Annotated in this window: 21 protein-coding genes; 12 read left to right on the top strand and 9 right to left on the bottom strand. The window is 45.6% G+C overall.

Translation table 11 applies throughout. From position 1 onward, the window contains the following. Positions 1-8 precede the first annotated feature (8 nt). Positions 9-878: a Cof-type HAD-IIB family hydrolase gene (locus tag K6T23_RS11845; RefSeq protein WP_238281139.1), complete on the bottom strand. Its 870-nt coding sequence runs from the start codon at positions 876-878 to the stop codon at positions 9-11. Between the two features lie 208 nt (positions 879-1086). Between K6T23_RS11845 and K6T23_RS11840 the strand changes: the two genes are divergently transcribed. From K6T23_RS11840 to K6T23_RS11825, 4 genes are all read left to right on the top strand, one after another. Continuing rightward, the gene (locus tag K6T23_RS11840) at positions 1087-1710 is read left to right on the top strand and encodes a nucleoside/nucleotide kinase family protein (RefSeq protein ID WP_238281138.1); all 624 of its coding nucleotides are present in this window, start codon (positions 1087-1089) and stop codon (positions 1708-1710) included. Further along, on the top strand, positions 1698-2618 hold the full coding sequence (locus K6T23_RS11835) for a Gfo/Idh/MocA family protein (protein WP_238281137.1): 921 nt from the start codon (positions 1698-1700) through the stop codon (positions 2616-2618). Before K6T23_RS11840 ends, K6T23_RS11835 begins: the two co-directional genes overlap by 13 nt. Positions 2619-2684: 66 nt before the next feature. Next, on the top strand, positions 2685-3647 hold the full coding sequence (locus K6T23_RS11830; RefSeq protein WP_238281136.1) for a helix-turn-helix transcriptional regulator: 963 nt from the start codon (positions 2685-2687) through the stop codon (positions 3645-3647). 75 nt (positions 3648-3722) lie between these two features. After that, on the top strand, positions 3723-4352 hold the full coding sequence (locus K6T23_RS11825; protein ID WP_056536394.1) for a type 1 glutamine amidotransferase family protein: 630 nt from the start codon (positions 3723-3725) through the stop codon (positions 4350-4352). Positions 4353-4535: 183 nt separating this feature from the next. Here K6T23_RS11825 and K6T23_RS11820 read toward each other — a convergent pair whose 3' ends face one another. The 4 genes from K6T23_RS11820 to K6T23_RS11805 all read right to left on the bottom strand — a co-directional run bounded on the left by K6T23_RS11820 (position 4536) and on the right by K6T23_RS11805 (position 9841). Continuing rightward, entirely contained in the window at positions 4536-5264 is a 729-nt protein-coding gene (locus K6T23_RS11820; RefSeq protein WP_238281135.1) for a polysaccharide deacetylase family protein, read from the bottom strand. 347 nt (positions 5265-5611) lie between these two features. Continuing rightward, entirely contained in the window at positions 5612-7825 is a 2214-nt protein-coding gene (katG, locus tag K6T23_RS11815; protein ID WP_238281133.1) for a catalase/peroxidase HPI, read from the bottom strand. 260 nt (positions 7826-8085) lie between these two features. Beyond that, positions 8086-8940: a hypothetical protein gene (locus tag K6T23_RS11810; protein WP_238281131.1), complete on the bottom strand. Its 855-nt coding sequence runs from the start codon at positions 8938-8940 to the stop codon at positions 8086-8088. After that, a complete protein-coding gene (locus K6T23_RS11805) occupies positions 8927-9841 on the bottom strand; it encodes a WD40/YVTN/BNR-like repeat-containing protein (protein WP_238281129.1) in 915 nt (304 codons plus the stop codon). Before K6T23_RS11805 ends, K6T23_RS11810 begins: the two co-directional genes overlap by 14 nt. A gap of 341 nt (positions 9842-10182) precedes the next feature. Between K6T23_RS11805 and K6T23_RS11800 the strand changes: the two genes are divergently transcribed. The 3 genes from K6T23_RS11800 to K6T23_RS11790 are packed head-to-tail and all read left to right on the top strand — an operon-like array spanning position 10183 to position 12468. Next, positions 10183-10809: a nitroreductase family protein gene (locus tag K6T23_RS11800; RefSeq protein ID WP_238281127.1), complete on the top strand. Its 627-nt coding sequence runs from the start codon at positions 10183-10185 to the stop codon at positions 10807-10809. A 17-nt stretch (positions 10810-10826) separates the two neighbouring features. Further along, the gene (locus K6T23_RS11795; RefSeq protein WP_056536416.1) at positions 10827-11645 is read left to right on the top strand and encodes an SDR family oxidoreductase; all 819 of its coding nucleotides are present in this window, start codon (positions 10827-10829) and stop codon (positions 11643-11645) included. Positions 11646-11682: 37 nt separating this feature from the next. Continuing rightward, positions 11683-12468 carry a glucose 1-dehydrogenase gene (locus tag K6T23_RS11790; protein ID WP_056536419.1) on the top strand — a complete coding sequence of 262 codons (786 nt, stop codon included), beginning with the start codon at positions 11683-11685 and terminating at the stop codon, positions 12466-12468. Between the two features lie 150 nt (positions 12469-12618). On the opposite strand, the gene K6T23_RS11785 is transcribed toward K6T23_RS11790, so the two are convergent. Further along, positions 12619-12834, bottom strand: a complete 216-nt coding sequence (locus K6T23_RS11785) for an IDEAL domain-containing protein (RefSeq protein ID WP_056536422.1) — start codon at positions 12832-12834, stop codon at positions 12619-12621. A gap of 293 nt (positions 12835-13127) precedes the next feature. On the opposite strand from K6T23_RS11785, the gene K6T23_RS11780 reads away from it, so the two are divergent. Beyond that, the gene (locus K6T23_RS11780) at positions 13128-13898 is read left to right on the top strand and encodes a PAS domain S-box protein (RefSeq protein ID WP_056536425.1); all 771 of its coding nucleotides are present in this window, start codon (positions 13128-13130) and stop codon (positions 13896-13898) included. 144 nt (positions 13899-14042) lie between these two features. On the opposite strand, the gene K6T23_RS11775 is transcribed toward K6T23_RS11780, so the two are convergent. Both K6T23_RS11775 and K6T23_RS11770 read right to left on the bottom strand, forming a co-directional pair. Next, a complete protein-coding gene (locus K6T23_RS11775; protein ID WP_056536428.1) occupies positions 14043-14819 on the bottom strand; it encodes a YibE/F family protein in 777 nt (258 codons plus the stop codon). Then, the gene (locus K6T23_RS11770; RefSeq protein ID WP_238281125.1) at positions 14819-15940 is read right to left on the bottom strand and encodes a YibE/F family protein; all 1122 of its coding nucleotides are present in this window, start codon (positions 15938-15940) and stop codon (positions 14819-14821) included. Before K6T23_RS11770 ends, K6T23_RS11775 begins: the two co-directional genes overlap by 1 nt. Before the next feature lie 274 nt (positions 15941-16214). Here K6T23_RS11770 and K6T23_RS11765 point away from each other — a divergent pair, with 274 nt between their 5' ends. From K6T23_RS11765 to K6T23_RS11755, 3 genes are read left to right on the top strand one after another with little or no spacing between them, the layout of a single operon-like run. Beyond that, positions 16215-16373, top strand: coding sequence for a hypothetical protein (locus tag K6T23_RS11765; RefSeq protein ID WP_164468452.1), 159 nt, complete (start codon positions 16215-16217; stop codon positions 16371-16373). After that, complete coding sequence (locus K6T23_RS11760) at positions 16370-17128, top strand: YdcF family protein (RefSeq protein ID WP_148984285.1); 759 nt, start codon at positions 16370-16372, stop codon at positions 17126-17128. Before K6T23_RS11765 ends, K6T23_RS11760 begins: the two co-directional genes overlap by 4 nt. 21 nt (positions 17129-17149) lie before the next feature. After that, positions 17150-18208 (top strand): DmpA family aminopeptidase, encoded by a 1059-nt coding sequence (locus K6T23_RS11755; protein WP_056536434.1) that lies wholly within the window; start codon positions 17150-17152, stop codon positions 18206-18208. Here K6T23_RS11755 and K6T23_RS11750 read toward each other — a convergent pair. Beyond that, positions 18205-18690 (bottom strand): hypothetical protein, encoded by a 486-nt coding sequence (locus K6T23_RS11750; RefSeq protein WP_056536436.1) that lies wholly within the window; start codon positions 18688-18690, stop codon positions 18205-18207. The two genes, K6T23_RS11755 and K6T23_RS11750, sit on opposite strands and share 4 nt — an antisense overlap. A gap of 96 nt (positions 18691-18786) precedes the next feature. Between K6T23_RS11750 and K6T23_RS11745 the strand changes: the two genes are divergently transcribed. Further along, positions 18787-18942, top strand: a complete 156-nt coding sequence (locus tag K6T23_RS11745) for a hypothetical protein (protein WP_156450645.1) — start codon at positions 18787-18789, stop codon at positions 18940-18942. Positions 18943-18965: the final 23 nt, after the last annotated feature.

Genomic DNA, 18965 nt, shown 5'->3' with positions numbered 1-18965 from the left:
TTTTATGCTTATGAATGTGAGACGGTCTTTTCTATGAATCTTGCAAGGTAGTCGCTGACGCCATTTTCATCACATGATAAAGTGGTGACTTCATCCACCACATCCTTGATATGTTCTTTGGCATTATGCATGGCCACGGAGTGTGTCACAAAGTCAAACATTTGAAGATCATTGTCGCTGTCTCCAATGGCGAGTGTGCCTTCGTTTTTCAGTCCGAAATGTTGGAGCATTTCTCTGATTCCAGACGCCTTATTAACATCCGCCACCATCAGTTCTAGGTTGTGATTGGATGACTTCGAAAGGGTGAAGTCGGTGTCCTTTTTCATTTCTTGAAGGACATCTCCCCATTTTTGAATCTTTTCCTGCGTACGTGCAAAGAAATAAAATTTAGAGAATCCTTTTCCTTCCAGGTCTTCCCTGAAGGAGATCTCTTCATTAACGGCTTTCTTGCGTGATAACCATTCATTTTCTTCTACTCCATCGGGTTTCGGTTCCGCCACTTCCTTGAGTACATACTCCTGATCCTGCTTCAATGTAATACGTGGGGCGCCGTAAGGGAACACCTCGTAATAAATCTCATGGTTTCTCGCTTGTGCAATGACGTCTTCCACAAGTCCTAGTGACAGGGAATGCTCAAAAACCGGTGTATCGTCCACATAGCCTGCCATTCCGTTGGATGTAATGAATCCATCCACTTTGAATCCTTCCGGCAGCATGGCTTCAATCTCATCATAGGCTCTTCCAGTAGCGATGAACACCTTGATTCCTTGAGTTCTTAATGCATCGATGGTTTCCTTCGTCTGCACACTTACTTTATTTTGGGAACTCAATATGGTCCCATCCATATCCAAAAAGATGGTTTTCGGTTTATTTGACATACTAACTCCTCCTGTGAATTTGTAAATTTACTGTGGTTCTAATCAATATATAGGAAACGTAAATACTATTCAAAGATAATGAATGCTCTTTAACATTGTAACTGAATCCATGGATGTTTGCATCGAATGAGAAGATTTTTTCCAGTTTGATTGTCATCTGGTATAAAATGAAAGAGATTGAAAGTGGGACAGGGCCATGCTCTATGAAATGATCCAATCGTTAGTGAAGCGACATTCCCATGGACGCACGATGATCGGCATCGATGGATTGGGCGGGTCTGGAAAAACTAGCCTGGCCCAACGCATTCATGGGAATCTGCTGACAGGACCCCGACAGACGGTCCTCATCCACCTTGATGATCATATCGTCCCATCATGCTACCGTTACGACACCGGCAGGCCCCAGTGGCAGGAGTATTATAAGCTTCAATGGGATGTCGGGGGCCCGAGGCACATCTTTTTTGATTTACTCACGTCACCACATCTTCTTTTCCACGTTCCGTTTTACGATAAACATTCGGATAGTATCGTCCAAAAACAGCTGGATATTGAGGAAGATGCAGTAGTGCTCGTAGAAGGCGTTTTCCTTCAAAGACCAGAAAGGATCGAGTATTTTGATGCCGTCATCTTTGTGGACTGTCCTTTTCACACCAGAAAACACAGGGTGACCAGTCGTGACGGATATTTGGGCGATGAAGCAGCAATTCTGAAGGCATATGAAAACCGCTATTGGCCAGCAGAAGACTACTACATGACCTCGATCAGGCCGAGGGAACAAGCAACATTTTGCTACATACACAATGAACGGAGGGAGTATCCATGCGACAACTAAGAATTGGAATGGTCGGTCTCGGAGGAATTGCCCAGAAGGCGTATTTGCCCCTTCTATCAAGAGAAACCGGGTGGGAATTGGCAGGGATTTATACACCGGATCAAAGGAAGCGAAACCGGATCAGCAAGGAGTATCGACTTAAAGCATTCAATCATCTTGACCATCTAGCGGAGGAATGCGATGCGGCATTTGTACATAGTTCGACTGATTCACATTACGAAGTGGTATCAGCGCTTATGCAAAAGGGTCTCGATGTATATGTGGACAAGCCATTGGCAGCTACGGTAGAAGAGTCGGAGCAGTTGGTCGACGAGAGCGTGAAGTCAGGAAGGAAGCTGATGGTTGGATTCAACAGACGATTCGCTCCCCTATACGTCCAGGCCAAGGCCATGGCTGGAACACCTGCCTGGGTGAGGTTCGATAAGCATCGCCTGGATGATATCGGTCCAGCATCATTTGAATTCACCATGCTCGACGATTATCTTCATCTGGTCGATACGATCCGCTGGCTGAATGACGATGGCAATATGACAGTCGGTGGTGGAGCAATGGCAATCAATGAATCCAATGAATTGATTCATGCAAGGCACACCTTTCAATCTTCACTTGGTACACAATACTCTACAGGTATGCATCGAAGGGTGGGAACACAGCGTGAGACGTTGGAGCTCATATCGGATGGACGCATCTTGACCGTATCAGATATGAATGTCCTCGAGGTGGAAGAAGGAGGGCGAAGGATAGTCACAAAGCCTTCTTCCTGGGATACCATCCTCAAGCAGCGGGGATTTGAAGATGCCGTCATGCATTTCATTCAGAGTGTGATAGGGGACACGCCTCCTTGTATTGGAGGAGATCAGGCACTTGAAAGCCAATATGTGCTGGAAGGGCTACTCAAGGATCATTGATCAATACGAACCAACTGTGAGAAGTCTACAAAACATGAGAAGAGTATCTTAACAAAGGTGGATGACATGTCCAAAATTGATAGTATGTTAGCGATTCTATGGATGCTCCGTTCAGGTGAGAAAGTGACGGCGAAACAAATATCAGAAAAGTTAGAGATGAATATTAGGACGGTGTATCGTTATATCGATACCATTTCAACAAGTGGAGTACCGATCATTTCAGAATCAGGACCTAACGGCGGGTATACGTTATTGAACCACTTTATGGAGGCTCCTCTCTTTTTTGATGTTGGAGAACAAACGTCACTGTTTCACGCTGCCGTTTTTGCAGAGGAAGCGGGATATTATGGTGGTGAACCGCTAAAAAGAGCTATTTCAAAACTAAGTAAACACTCAAATCAAGAGCAGGAAAGAATGGTAAACCACCATGTGACCAGCCTTGAAGTCATACGTCCATTACGACCGCCCTCACTTGAACCGTTTTTGAAAGAGTTGGAGCATGCCATAGCTGAAGGGTACTCAGTAAACATGGTTTACCATAAAAGTAGGGAGCAACAAAAACATGAGAGAGTGGTCGACCCATACAAAATGCTCTACTGGAACAATAAATGGTATGTGATTGGATTTTGTCATCATAGAAGTGACCTTCGCAGTTTTCGAGTCGATCGGATTGAGCGTATAGGGTTAACTGAAAAGACGTTTAGCAGACCAGAAGACTTTTCAGCACGTGACTTTTTCATGAAAAATCTCCTTCCGACGATAAATGGAAAGGAAGGAATCACTCGTATGGTGATCATTGGGAATGAAAATACGCTTAATGATGTTTGCCAGCATTGGTTTCTAGGACATTATGTGCAGGAAAGGGAACCAAAAAAAGCTATGTTTCTTCTGGAAACTGACATCGTACATACCCATATCCCTCATCTGCTATTACCGTATGGAAAATCGATTCAAATTATTGAGCCGGTAAGTCTGAAAAAAAGGATTGTAGAGGTTTTATCGGAATATATAACATTTCATCAAGAATAATGACATCCCTGACAGTAGCTGTCAGGGATTTCCCTTTATAATAGGCTATATCAATGGTGATGGGAGTGTTATGAAATGCAAACAAGCGTTTATCTTTATGTATTCAACACAATGTCAGACTGGGAATATGGTTATTTGATTGCCGAACTAAACACGGGGCGATACTTCAAAAAAGGTCGTAAACCGCTACAAGTAGTGACAGTAGGAGCAACGAAAGAAAGGATTACGACGATGGGAGGTCTGAGCATCATACCAGATCTTTCCTTGGATGCGTGCATGGTTGAAAGAGAGGACCTGTTCATTTTACCTGGAGGGACTAGTTGGGGAGAATCCATTCATCAGCCAATATTGAAAAAAATCGGTGAAGCTTTAGAGCTTGGGACGATGGTCGCGGCCATTTGTGGTGCCACTGAGGCTCTTGCGAATATGGGATATCTGGATACCAGAAAGCACACTGGTAATGACGCGGCCTATATGAAAATGGTCTGTCCGAATTATCATGGAGAAGGGCATTATGAGATGGGACCTGTCGTAACGGATGGTAATCTGGTTACTGCCTCAGGGGTAGCTCCCCTGGAATTTGCGAGGGAGGTGCTGAAAAAAGTAGATGTATTTGCACCGGCTACATTGCAGTCATGGTATCACCTAAATAAGACCCAAAAACCTGAACACTTCTTCGAGCTAATGAATTCAATCCCTGGATAAAGTGAAAAGCCATTCAGGGGAGTTAGATTAGTAGTCAAAAACCACGCGTTGACAACGTCGTGGTTTTTGATTGTTTTTTGTATAGGTAAAAAAACCGAAGTATTTCTTAGGCGGTAAGATCAATGAATGCCTTCCTGAGGTAGAATGCTTTATGATCTTTCTTTGAGAGAGATGCCCATTACCTCAAAAGCCGAATACCGGATCCGTCTCCATCAGTTCCTGTACGGTGACAAACTGATACCCTTTTTCAGTCAACGTGGATAAGATTGTTTTCAGCGCTTTAACGGTTTCCTCCCGATTTCCACCGGAGTCATGTAGAAGGATGATGTCTCCATTGTGGATATTATCAAGAACATGGGCTGAAATGGCCTCGCTTGAACGTCCTGCCCAATCTCTCGGATCCTGATGCCACGACCAGAGGATCGGCATTAAATCCATTTCTTTCATCAAGCCCAGCACAGGTATGGAAAGGTCGCCTCCTGGCGGCCTGAACAACTTTGGCTGGGTGCCCGGCTGGAATTGGAGCAGAAGTTCTTCCGTAGTGGATATCTCTTTTTCGATATCCCTCAAAGAAAGCGAGCCGAAGTTCGGATGAGAAAAAGAATGATTTCCGATTTCGTGTCCTTCTTTCACTTCTCTTTTCACGAGATCAGGGAAGCGTTTGATCCGCTCGCCAGTGAGGAAGAATGTCGCTTTTGCATCATAGGATTTCAAAATCTGGAGGATCTGAGCGGTATAAAGAGGATGGGGCCCATCATCGAATGTGAGGGCTACTTTTTTGAAAGCCATGGGAACTTCCCAGATGACCTCTCCCCTCGGTTCCGCCATGCTTCTCTCTACCTGCTTGGCATCTGCCGGAGTCGGAAGCACAAAAAGGGCCATCATTGACATCATCACTACCAGCTTTCTCATGAAATCATCTGCTTTCAATCGTTTTTCTTAGTATGGCTGAGTGAGACCAGGGTATTCACCAGGTAATAAGAATGAAAAGTGGTGCAGGACATCATGTCCATGCACCACTTTCTTTGTTTTTCAGAAGGCATTCAATCACTTGATCGGCGGTGATACAACAAAATGCGGTAGTCGCCGGCAAGATATTCACATAAGGAACGCCACTCATAGTAAGAACATCCGATTCCCGTCTCGTTCACGAGTTGTTCTTCCCCAGTGCCGATCCATTCATATTCAACTGTAATGGCTTTTCATCTCCTTTTGTGAAATGACCAAAAAAAATCCTGCCCCTGGAGGCAGGAGACCAATCATTTTAGATCAAACCGGTCTGCATTCATGACTTTGACCCATGCTGAGACAAAATCATGAACGAATTTTTCTTTATTATCGTCTTGGGCATACACTTCGGCGATGGCACGCAGTTCGGAATTCGATCCAATTACCAGGTCAAATCGAGAAGCGGTCCATATGACTTCGCTTGTATGACGATCTCGCCCTTCATATTCATTGAAAGCAACACGTTTCCATTCGACTCCCATATCAAGGAGGTTGACGAAGAACTCAGAAGAAAGGCGTCCTACATGCTCAGTGAAAAGGCCACTCTTGCTTGACCCATAGTTTGCACCGAGTGAGCGCATTCCACCGATCAGCACCGCCATTTCAGGTGCACTCAATCCTAGCAGCTGCGCTTTGTCGACGAGCATTTCTTCTGGAGAAATGGAGTATTCCTGCTTTTGATAGTTACGGAATCCATCTGACACCGGTTCCAGGACGTCGAAGCTCTCTTCATCGGTTTGTTCTGGGGTTGCATCACCTCGTCCAGGGGAGAAGGTGATCTTTACGTCGAAGCCGCCGTCTTTGGCTGCTTTTTCTACTGCAGCTGTACCACCAAGGACGATAAGGTCGGCGATGCTAACCTTCTTGCCAAATGTGCTTTGGATGTCTTCATACATGTTCAACACGTTTTGGAGAAGGTCAGGTTCATTCACTTCCCAATCTTTTTGAGGGGCGAGGCGAATACGTGCACCGTTGGCCCCGCCGCGCATATCCGATCCCCTGAAGGTGGATGCGGAAGCCCAAGCGGTCTTGACCAGTTCACTGATTCCCAATCCTGAATCCAGGATCTTTGATTTCAGCTCTTCAATCTCTGAATCGGAGAGTTCATAATCCACTGCCGGTACCGGATCCTGCCAGATCAACTCCTCACTTGGAACTTCAGGACCAAGATATCTGACTTTTGGACCCATATCCCTGTGAAGGAGTTTGAACCAGGCACGTGCAAAAGCATCAGCAAACTCGTCTGGATTGGAATGGAATCGGCGGGAGATCTTTTCATAGGCAGGATCTTCCCTGAGTGCCATGTCCGCAGTCGTCATCATGGTCTTCACTTTGATCGATGGGTCTTCGGCATCGGGTGCCATATGCTCTTCGCCCATATCCACCGGAGTCCATTGATATGCTCCTGCAGCACTTTTGGTAAGCTCCCACTCATAGCCGAATAAAAGGTCGAAGTACCCGTTATCCCATGTTGTCGGATGGGTTGTCCAGGCACCGTCCACTCCGCTCGAAATCGTATCACGGCCCTTGCCGCTTCCGTAGCTGCTAATCCAACCAAGTCCTTGATTCTCAAGTGTAGCTGCCTCAGGATCATCCCCGACGTGTGAAGGGTCACCTGCACCGTGGGCTTTACCAAATGTATGACCTCCAGCAATAAGCGCCACCGTCTCTTCATCATTCATGGCCATCCTGCCGAACGTATCCCGGATATCCCTGGCACTGCCTTTTGGATCAGGTTTGCCGTTAGGTCCTTCAGGATTAACATAGATGAGTCCCATTTGAACGGCTGCGAGGGGGTCTTCTAGTTCGCGGTCCCCTGAGTAGCGGTTGTCTGCAAGCCATTCTTTCTCTGTACCCCAATATACATCTTCCTCCGCATGCCAAATGTCTTCGCGGCCACCTGCAAAACCGAATGTTTTCAACCCCATAGATTCTAGTGCCACATTACCCGTCAGGACGAGAAGATCTGCCCAAGAGATTTTGTTCCCATATTTGCGCTTGATGGGCCAGAGTAACCTGCGTGCCTTGTCGAGGTTCACATTATCCGGCCAGCTGTTAAGCGGGGCAAATCGCTGGGAACCCGATGCGCCGCCGCCTCGTCCATCCGATGTCCGGTATGTACCTGCCGCGTGCCAAGACATGCGGATGAAGAAGGGACCATAATGCCCATAATCTGCTGGCCACCATTCCTGGCTTTCGGTCATGAGGGAGTGGAGATCCTTTTTCAACGCTTCGTAGTCCAGCTTGGCAAATTCCTGACGATAATCAAAATCTTCTCCATAAGGGTTCGACTTCCGATCGTGCTGACGAAGGACATTCAGATTAAGCTGATTTGGCCACCATTCCTTATTCGTCGTTCCTCGTGGTGACCTTGACGTCGTTATGGCACTATCCTTGTGGTGGGTGACGGGACATTGTCCCGCTGCGCTATGTTCCTTCTGATCAGGTTTTTGATTGTGATCCATCGACCATTCTCCTTTCAAAATAAGGGGTTGAAATAGGGGTGGAACTCATAATTTGTGAAAAATTTGAAAATTAGAATCATTCTTAATTACTATTATAAGCCAGGCTGTTCCCGAAAGAAAGCGGTAACTATGAATGGGTGAACATTTCTTTTAAGGGAGAGAGAAACACCCCATAAAGGGGAGGGGAAGGGTCACCTTTATGGGGTTAGTGAAAAAGCTATAAGGTTATCAACTAAAAATCAGCCATTCATATGCAACGGTCAAGGAGAAGATAAAGTAAGGGGAACCGGTTCAGTGCTTCCATCGATAGCTTCGTAAAGGTAAATAGAGCCGGAAGGAGGGGCAGGGTCATTCTCATGGCTGATGAAATCTCCCCCTAAGGCGACCGTCCATCTGGCTTCGTCATTCTCAGTCAGCACGACAGCCAGGGTACCGAACTGCACGATATTCTCCCATGAAAAGCGTTCGACTTCATCACCATGCTTAACGGTGAGACCCTCAGTGGTGCTAGTAAGAATAAAATCTTCGCCTTTCCATGTTCCCTGAATGGATAGTGCCACATTCGTGTAGGAGGAACCTTGACCACGATCTCCGAATGTGCCGATGAATTGATGAATAGACCCATCTTCTGCGTGGTAGGTTGCTGCGACAATATCATCTTCAATCCATTTTATCTTCGCATCTCCTTTCATTGAAAAAGGGAGCGTTACCTTTGCTTGGACAAATGGACCATAATAGGGTCTGTAATAGTCGGTCTTACCCGAAAGGCGATCTTGTTTCAACACAAAATATGTCTTCCAATCAGGTGAAAGGGAAACCAATTCCCTGACAGCTCTCGAGTGCCGAAACGAAAGGACCCCGTGCAAGAGGATGATTACGATGGCAATCACTAAAAGCAGTGATTTTCCATTCTTTTTCAGGTCCATCAGGACAATCAGGGCCACAGTTGCGCAAACCACAATGAAAATGGTCATGAGATAGAAAAGTCGATTGTCTGCATATTCAACCCTCCATCTTAAGTGGAGGATCAAATAAAGTCCTTGGAAGAGGAAGAGAATAACCGAAAGGGCAAAACAACACCATCCCATAACCTGCTTCCTTTTATTCATCTGCATACACCTCGTGTTGGAACGACCAAGAGAGGCCATTATCCTCCGAAATGAATTTCCCTTTCACTTTCCCACCTTTGTAATCGCCGCTGGATCCCTGATTTACCAACAGAACCAAGTCATTACCCTCTATATAAGGAGTTTCAGCAGTGGTAAAGATGAGATGGTACTCATCGGGTATCTCAATGCTCGCCGACACCCAGGACTGTCCCCCATCTTGGGTGACATAAAGGTCGGGTTCTTCAGGATTTAGGATCCCATAAGATAAAAAACCGGTCTTCTCATCAATGAAATTACCGTCGTACAGCAGACGATAGTGATCCGGATGGGGCACCTCCTTCCATGATTCTCCCCCGTCATGCGTCAGAAATACCTTTGTTGCTTCCGAGGACATGGTCCTCTCTCCGGTATACACGACATAGCCGTCAGCTTCATTGAGGAAATCCACTTTCCTGAAGCGGGGAGCGATCGTTCCGTCTATATCTGCAACTTTCCATGTATCTCCTCGATCAAGGGAATAGAGCAGCTTTACACGTTGATTGTCCGCTCCTTCTACATATAGAAAGGCGGAGCGATCGTCTGATAGGTAAAAGCTGTGTTCGATCAGCTCGTTCTCCTGTCCATTGTATTCCCCGGCAAAAAGGCTTTCTATTCCGACCGGTACGCGTGACCAATGCTCTCCGTCATCATAGGTGATTTTGAGCTCACCTGCCAGGGCGTACCCAATAGGACCATTTGATTCAATCGGTTGAAGGGTATCGTCGTTTTCCGGAGGAGATTTTTGCTCCGGAGGCGTTCCTATTTCTGATGGCAAGTGGGTAGAGGGAGCGGTTTCGAACAGGTAGGTACCGACTGCGATACCGATGCCCAGTAAGGAGGCTGTTCCTCCAATAATAATCTTTTTCATGATTCAGGGCTCCTTTTCCTAGTGTCCAGATCCCTATTTTACCATTTAGGAAAACATATGTGAGCAATGATAAGAAACATGGGCGAGGAAATACTAACAGCACCTAGAAAAATGTTTGTGAAACACATCACTTGAAATGCAATCCATGATGGTTTATATTAATTGACGTGTCAACGATTGAAGGGAAATGAGATGAAATATCCTTGAAATCAGGGGAATATTTTCATATGAGCTCTTCTCTTGCATCGAACGCTTAAATGTTTTATAGTGTTTGATGTATCAATTATTGACCCATCAATTAATTGCGAAATTTACTCTCAACCAAGAAAGGAACATCACACATGAAACCTAATGATTTCAATGATATTGTATTAAACCGACGCTCCATCAAGAGGTATGATCCGGAAGTGAAGATCAGCCGTGACGAAATGGAGCAGATCCTTACCGAGGCTAGCCGCGCTCCTTCTTCCGTGAATATGCAGCCCTGGAGATTCATGGTCGTCGATACACAGGAAGGGAAAGGAAAGCTTGCTCAGATGGCACGATTCAATAAAGAACAAGTAAACACGTCAGCAGCCGTCGTGGCTGTCTTCGGAGATATGAAGAATATCGAGAATGCCGATGCCATTTATGACAAAGCGGTAGAGCTCGGCTATATGCCCCAGGACATCAAAGACATGCAGCTCGGGAAAATCAAAGCACATTATGATAACCAACTTGAGAATGATCTACGAGATGTAGTACTGATCGATGCAGGACTTGTTTCCATGCAGCTGATGCTCGTGGCACGTGCCCACGGCTACGACACGAATCCGATCGGCGGCTATGAGAAAGACATTATCGCAGAAGAATTCGGACTCGACAAAGACCGTTACGTTCCAATCATGCTCATATCCATGGGTAAAGCAGCTGATGAAGGATATCCTTCTTACCGCTTGCCCGTTAATGATATAACGTTCTGGAAATAAAAAGGGGGAATGACCTTATGACATCCAAAACCATTGTGATTACCGGAGCATCATCGGGAATCGGGAAGGCCACCGCCCGCTACTTTGCTGAAAATGGCTGGAATGTGGCGGCCACCATGCGATCTCCGGAAAAAGAGATTGAACTTAAGAAAAACGGGAATATACAGGTATACCGGTTGGATGTATCGGATCATGGCAGCATTGAAGCTGCCAGAGATCAAATTTTATCCGACTATCCTAAAGTGGATGCCGTACTCAATAATGCAGGCTTCGGGCTGATGGGTCCGTTTGAACTTGCAGAGGATGATCAGATTAGAAAGCAATTCGAGGTCAATGTATTCGGGCTCTTTGAAGTCACAAAAGCATTTCTTCCTCATTTCAGGAAGAACAAAGATGGAATGTTCATCAACGTATCTTCCCTGGGCGGACGAGTTGCCTTTCCATATTTGAGTCTGTATCATTCCACCAAGTGGGCGGTAGAAGGTTTTACTGAATCCCTTGGCTTTGAATTGAGCCAGCTCGGTATCAAGGCTAAGCTTATTGAACCGGGTGGAGTGGCCACTGATTTCGATGGTCGTTCATTGGAGAAAACTTCATCGGAAACCATAAAGGATTATGATACTGGAATGGCCTCTTTCCAGGAGCGGTTCGTTTCCAATATCGAATCAAGTGAACCCATCACCATCGCGAAGGTCGTTTTTGAAGCAGCTACCGATGGCACAGACCGCATACGCTATGCTGCAGGTCAAGATGCCATCCAGGCTCTTGAGGCACGCGAACGATCAGGGGACGAGGCGTTCATTAAGGTGACTAAAGAACGCTCTTTTGGTAAATAACAATCAAAGAGGAAAACAACAACAGGAGGGAAACATTATGTATCAAGATCTAAAAGATAAAGTAGTCGTTATTACAGGTGCATCCAAAGGATTGGGCCGCGCCATGGCCGTACGTTTTGGACAAGAGCAATCAAAAGTTGTCATCAACTACCGCAGTAAGGAAGAAGAAGCTCTTGAAGTTAAAAAAGAAGTAGAAGAAGCGGGTGGCCAAGCCATCATCGTTCATGGTGATGTGTCAAAAGAGGCAGATGTGATTAATCTTGTCCAAACGGCTGTTAAAGAATTCGGTACATTGGATATCATGATCAACAACGCAGGCTTTGAAAATCCTATGGCATCACATGAGCTATCATTGGATAACTGGCAGGCGGTCATCGATACGAACCTGACAGGAGCCTTCCTTGGAAGCCGTGAAGCCATCAAGTATTGGGTTGAAAATGACATCAAAGGGAACGTCATCAACATGTCTTCTGTTCATGAGATGATTCCTTGGCCGTTATTCGTCCACTATGCAGCAAGTAAAGGCGGCATGAAACTGATGACAGAAACACTCGCTCTTGAATATGCTCCAAAGGGTATCCGCGTTAACAATATTGGACCAGGTGCCATGGATACTCCGATCAATGCAGAGAAATTCAATGATCCAGAGCAGCGTGCAGACGTTGAAAGCATGATACCGATGGGCTACATCGGTAAACCGGAAGAAGTATCATCCGTAGCGGCCTTCCTCGCTTCTGAGCAAGCAAGCTATGTGACCGGTGTAACACTGTTCGTCGACGGTGGAATGACAAAATACCCTTCTTTCCAAGCTGGAAGAGGCTAAATAGTAAAAATCCGAAACCTCCCTATTATATGGGGAGGTTTCGGATTTTTGTTTACACCCATAACAGCAATGGTATCGAAAAAAGGGAAAAAAGCAGCAAAGGGGCAATCTCATATGAGATTGCCCCTTATTAATGACGCGGGATGTATACTACATTGTATAACCGTATTGTCGATGGAGTTGATTTAATTCTTTACACAAACGTAGAAAATCGTCTTTGTTTTTCTCGCATAGCGCACGGTCAATTTCCTGTTCAATCTTCTCTTTACGGAAATTCAGCAGAGCCTCGTCCAGGATCATTTCAGCTAGTAAAGAGTGGATACTGCTTTCATCAGACTGCGGTGAGTTCAACAAATGCCTCTTCATGACTATCAGCTCCTTGACCTTTTTTCTATTATACAATAATTTTACATAATATTCAAACAAATTGATTCATATTCTATATAAGCTTAAAAAAGCCCATATCATCAATCACGCCCCTGTTCAGGGTCACGCTTTTAATATGAGCCCGGGAGGCATGGCTACACCTCCCATCATTTATACTACGATATGAAACGCGTTTCATAGCAAGCACCTTCATAATAAAATGAGAAACCGAGGGAACTTCCTTGCGTGGTCTTACGATAACCTGTATCGTTGAGGAAAAAGGAGTGAGGAACGTGAGTGAAGCCATATCCACTATAGACTATCGAGAGGTCATCGAATATTCACTCGAGCCTGTCATCATCCATACAGATTATCAGATCCTGTATATCAACCGTGCAGCAGAATCGTTCTTCAGGACGACGAAGGAAGGGGTTATCGGTCTGAGTCCCCTTGATATATTCCAGGATTCATCGAGGGAGGCAATAAAAGAACGGATCCAGTCTGCCTATAGCAAACCGGCTGAGGTCATTGAAGAGCTTCTTTATCGTATGGACGGTACCACGGTCGAAGCTGAACTGTATTGCCACCCTGTCACTGTGGCAGGCAAACAGGCAATTCAGTCCTACATACGCGATATAGGATGGAAACGCGAAGCCAATCAAAGGCAGGTTGAGTTGATCAAGGAAATCAATGAACTATCTGCGACTATCGTCCCCTTGCTTGATGATATCGCCATCCTTCCGATAACAGGAAAGATTGATCATGATAAAGCAGTGGCCCTGTTGGATCTCATTCCGGTAAAAGTCAGGGAGCAGCAGATTACACACCTGATCATCGATTTCTCCGGTATGTATTCTGTGGATAATCTTGTGATTGACACGCTGTTTAAAGTTCATTATGTATTGGGACTTCTTGGGGTCGGCACATTCATAACGGGACTGCGCCCCGAGCTCGTACTCGAAGCATTGAACCTGGATATCGATCTTTCAAGCCTGCCTGTTACAGGGAGCGTCAAAGAAGCCTTGGATATCCTGGAAGTCAAGCATGAGGTCCAGACGTCGTGAATCTGTGATAATCAAACTATAATATGATTAAATCAAATTATATAGGGAATACTGATAGTACATCTTGCTCAAACACATAGCAAAGCCCCGTGCATATACGGGGCTTTTTTTTATGAAGATGATGTTTAGGGAACACTCATTCATTCAATAGGATCTATTCCTACCTAGCTTCTTTTTATCAAGGAAATAAGCCGTTAAGGCAGCAGTGATGGGAATGGCAAGGGCCATGCCGATGGCAGAGGAGCCTATGAAGATCATTTCAGAGCTGAACACTTTCGAATTGACGATCTCACCCAGTGAGTACTTCAAATCCTTGAACCATAGTAAGAGGCCCATATATCCTCCAAAGAAGGCAAAGAATAGCGTATTCGCGCTTGTCCCTAGAATATCACGACCGATACTCATCCCAGATGCAAAAAGAGAACGGCGATCAATATCCGGATTATGATGCTTTATTTCCTGCATGGGAGAGGATATGGCAATGGTCAGATCGATGATGGCTCCGATCGTGCTCATGAGGATCATGGCTGCACCGATCTTGACGAAGTCCACCCCTACATAAAGAGAGTATGGTGCAAGTTCTTCAATTTCTTCTTCCCCGAACCCCTGAATCATCGCCTGATTTGTAAACAAAAGGATAAAGACGAGAAGGATGCAAGTGGTCACAATGGTAGCAAGGAAAGCAGTGATCGTCTTGGTTCCCCATCTGCTGATGTAGAATAACGTGATGGAACTGATCAGTGCGGAAGCAAATAAGGTGATGACGACAGGATTGGCTCCCGGGTTGTTCATGATGATGATTGAAAGGATCAGCACGGTGAAATTGAGAAAAAGGGCAACAAAGGATCGCGCCCCTTTTTTACCTCCCACAGCCGTCATGAGTATAAAGAGAATGACAGCAAGGATGAATTGAACAGTCATTATACGGCCCTCCTCTTATTGACAAAATAGATGGAGACGGCTATCCCGATGGGTATTGCAAGGACGATGCCAATCCCACCCGTCAGGGCACGGGCAAGCTCCAAAGAGAGATTCATCGACAAAGTGAAACCAAGCGGTGAGGCATTCTTGAAATAGAGAATCAGCATGGGCATAGCACCGCTGATATAGACAAAAAACATGATATTTGTCATCGTCCCCATGATGTCCCGTCCGATTTCCAAGCCAGCATCTTTTAATGCCTTTGTACTGATTGAAGGATTCTTTTCATAGAGGGTGAAAATGGATGAAGAAAGAGTAATGGCCACATCCATGATGGCACCTAGACAGCCCACAAGTATCCCAGCCATAAATACGGTCTCGGTCGGCCTGGTCAGAAACTGCATCTCCTCATAACGGAGCCCGTTTGCTGCTGTAGATTTGATGACAATGAAACTGATGACCAAGGTCACAAACGTGGCGACCAGCGTGGAAATGACCGCGGCATAGGTTTTCCGGTTAAACCCGTTTACCAACAGGAGCGAGATGGAACTGAACAGGACGACAGCCAAACCGCAAGCTGCAAGCAATCCGATCCGGTCATTGCTCAAATAGATATCAAGAGCGAATGAAAGGATGACGGCATTGATGCAAAGGGTTCCGAGAGAATAGAACCCTTGGCGCTTTCCGACCAGGACCATTAGGAAAATGAAAACCCATGCGATGATGATGAGGGATGTGTCACGCTTTACGTCATCTATGGACCCCTTTAATTGACCCTGTCCATCTGGATTGTTGATAGAGACAAACAAGTCATTTCCCGGTTTGTATTCTTGATCATACGCCTTGGAGGTCGAGAACGTATTGCTTAAGAGAATGTCTTTTCCTTTCTCTGGACCGTTCTTCACCGTTGCATGGACTTCCTGTTCATGCAGCCTATCTTTGTTCCCATTGGTGTCGGTGATATCCCGTGTACCGGTCACTTTCACATCGGTCACTTCCGCAATCGGTCGATCATAATAGTTTTCATTATGGTGTACAAAGTAGATGGACGTAACGCATAGTACAATTAAAGCAATGTAGAGTATCCACTTTTTTAGGTTGATTTGTTTTTTACGATTCATATTTCCTTCATCACTCCTGAGTTGAAAAGACGTCTATTATTATTCCACAACTTCTTTTTTCAAGCAAAGAAACATTCAGCGCTTGTAGGAAAGGGGGGAAAATGGACCTTACCCAACGGAGCTTTCGTCTATAGTCTGCCTGGGGACGGTAGATAAAGACTAGTCTACTTGTGACCGCGTTATCTGCTTGACAGACGTATAAATAATCATTGTCACATTGTAAGTGATTTGAAATAATGGATAGAGTTGAATGAGTGTTAGGGAGTGATGAATCGTGAGTAACAGATGGTATGGCTTCATTCTGCTAATTGTTGGAGTCTATTCTTTTTTTTCAGAGGAACTGGTGACATTTATTATGCTGTCCCTGATTCTGATCAGTTTGAATAATATCAATCATACGTTGAAAAAGCGTCAAAGCGGCCCTGAAGAATGAAGATGGCGGAGTTCAAGAATAAAAGGGCCCTGTTGATCTTGGCTCTTCTAGGCACTGTCATGGCGTTCCTGTTTTTCCGTGTGACGTTCGGCTTGTTATTCATACTGATAAATGGACTGATCATCTATGTATTGGTTGTTCTATGTTTACGTAAACGATTGTGGGCCTATCGCTTGATTGGTGCTGCCTATCTTATTTTTGTAGGAACTTTTGCAGGGGTTGAGGGGTACATCTTAAAAGAAGCTGACGAAACAGGGAACCTTTCAGACGACTATGGTGCGGTCCTGATCCTCGGTGCCGGATTAAAAGGAGAAGAACCTTCCAAAACGCTCCTGTCCCGCCTTGCTACAGGGGTAGAGATCCTGAAGATGCGGGAAGATCTTCCTGTAGTTGTATCTGGAGGACAAGGTCCGGGAGAGTCCATCAGTGAGGCAGAGGCCATGGGTCGTTATTTGGTTGGCCACGGAATTGATGAAAGCCGGATCATATTTGAAGATGCATCCACCAATACATATGAGAATATGCTGTATTCCCGGCGCGTCCTGGAAGATAGAGGATTGAAGGAGGGGAAAGTCTTGATCGTGACCAATGACTTTCACCTAGCCAGATCCAAAATACTTGCCCGGGATGTGGGACTTGATGCTACAGGGTATGCAGCTCCGACGCCATGGTTTGTGAGGGCCAACTATTACATACGTGAATATTTCGCCATGGTCAAAACATTCCTGCTCGGAAGAGGTACGTTGGATAGATAAATCACAAGGAGGAAGACTGACATGACGAGACGAATCCGGGACTACGGAGTCAAAATCGGGAGGATGCAAACCGGTGAAGACAATTCCATCACCGATGTAAAGGGAGTGACAGTCGGCCATACGACAATTGATGATGGACCTCATCAAACCGGTGTCACAGCCATCCTGCCCCATCATGGCTCACTTTTCAAAGACAAGCTTATAGCCTCTTCCCATGTGATCAATGGCTTTGGTAAAAGCATGGGGTTGATCCAGATCAATGAACTGGGCACACTAGAAACGCCGATCATCCTGACGAACACACTGAGTATCGGAGTAGCGGCTGATGCCCTGATTGATTACATGCTTGAACACAATCCTGAGATTGGCAGAACGACAGGGACGGTGAATCCGATCGTTTGTGAATGCAATGATATGCTGCTGAATGACGTCAGGGGCAAGGTGGTTCGGAAGGAGCATGTTCTCAATGCCATACATAATGCTGAAGAACAAGTAGAGGAAGGCAGTGTTGGAGCAGGGAGGGGTATGCTCTGCTATTCGTTGAAAGGAGGAATAGGTACTTCTTCTAGAATGATCCCCCTCGATCATGGTACCTACACCCTTGGCGTACTCGTACTCTCAAACTTTGGGATATTAAGCGATCTTAAGGTAGGAGGAAATCCTGTAGGGGAAAAGTTGAAACAGGCCATCCTTCAGGAGCGTGATGAAAGGGATAAAGGATCCATCATCATTGTAGTAGCAACGGATTTGCCCGTCTCTGAAAGGCAGCTGCATCGGATCATCAAACGATCCGTTACCGGTTTATCTCGCACAGGATCCATCATCACTACGGGGAGTGGCGAGGTGGTCATCGGCTTCTCCACCCACACCACCATTCCTCATCATCCAAGCGGAAAGCTTTTATCCATTCCGGTCATCCATGAAGAGGATATGGACATTGCATTCAGGGCTGTCGGGGAAGCAACAGAAGAGGCTGTCCTCAATTCCCTTGTTGCGGCTACCCATGTCATCGGTCGTGACGGGAACGAAAGACCTGCATTCAAGGATCTGATTAATAAATACGACATTCCGTTGGTTTAGTGTTGCTTCCGTATGATCCTGAGATGAATGGGCAGGATGAATCTGAATACGATCAGGTAGAAAATCGGCGATATGTAAAGAATGAGGGGAGACACCACTTTCATATATCCGACATACTCCATGCCAGCCTGTATGAGAAAAGATAACAAAGTGAACAAAATCGAATGTCTCCAACGTTTTTCATAAGGTGTCAGGTTCAGGTAAAGAATGGCGAGAGACGTAGGAACGAGTGTATAGCTAAGTACCTCGCCGATGCCTGTTATCTTCGCATCTCCCAGATCGACCCAGTCAAGGACCCTCATGACCAACACATCTGAAAGCCATGCAGCTAATCCGACGACGCCGAATGTTATATATAGTTCCACCCAAGATATCAATCGTTTCGGCTGAATCAACATGCATAGAGCCAATATCAGGCTGACAGTGAGGGGGAACCACAGCCCTTCGGCACCAAAATCCAGTCTGTGGATGATTTTTTCCATAATGATAGCAACTCCTTGAATCTTAGTGAGTTAGGGTACTATCGTATAGTATGATGAAAGGCCCTTCATCTTATCCGTCTGAAAGGAGGAAGGAAGATGACATTCAGCACCATTTCCATTCTGCTCGTGATCGGTCTCATTTTGATGGCATTGGGGGCTTGGCGTCACAGCATAGGGATCATCGTTCTGTCAATGATTCCATTTTTCATCGGATTATGGGGCATTTATTCCGTTTTTCTTAGCGGGATGTAAGCACTAGGGGGTGGTAGAGTGGG

It is taken from the genome of Rossellomorea marisflavi, from assembly GCF_022170785.1.
Taxonomy (GTDB): Bacteria; Bacillota; Bacilli; order Bacillales; family Bacillaceae_B; genus Rossellomorea; species Rossellomorea marisflavi_B.
This window is presented reverse-complemented; position numbering and strand designations above follow the sequence as displayed.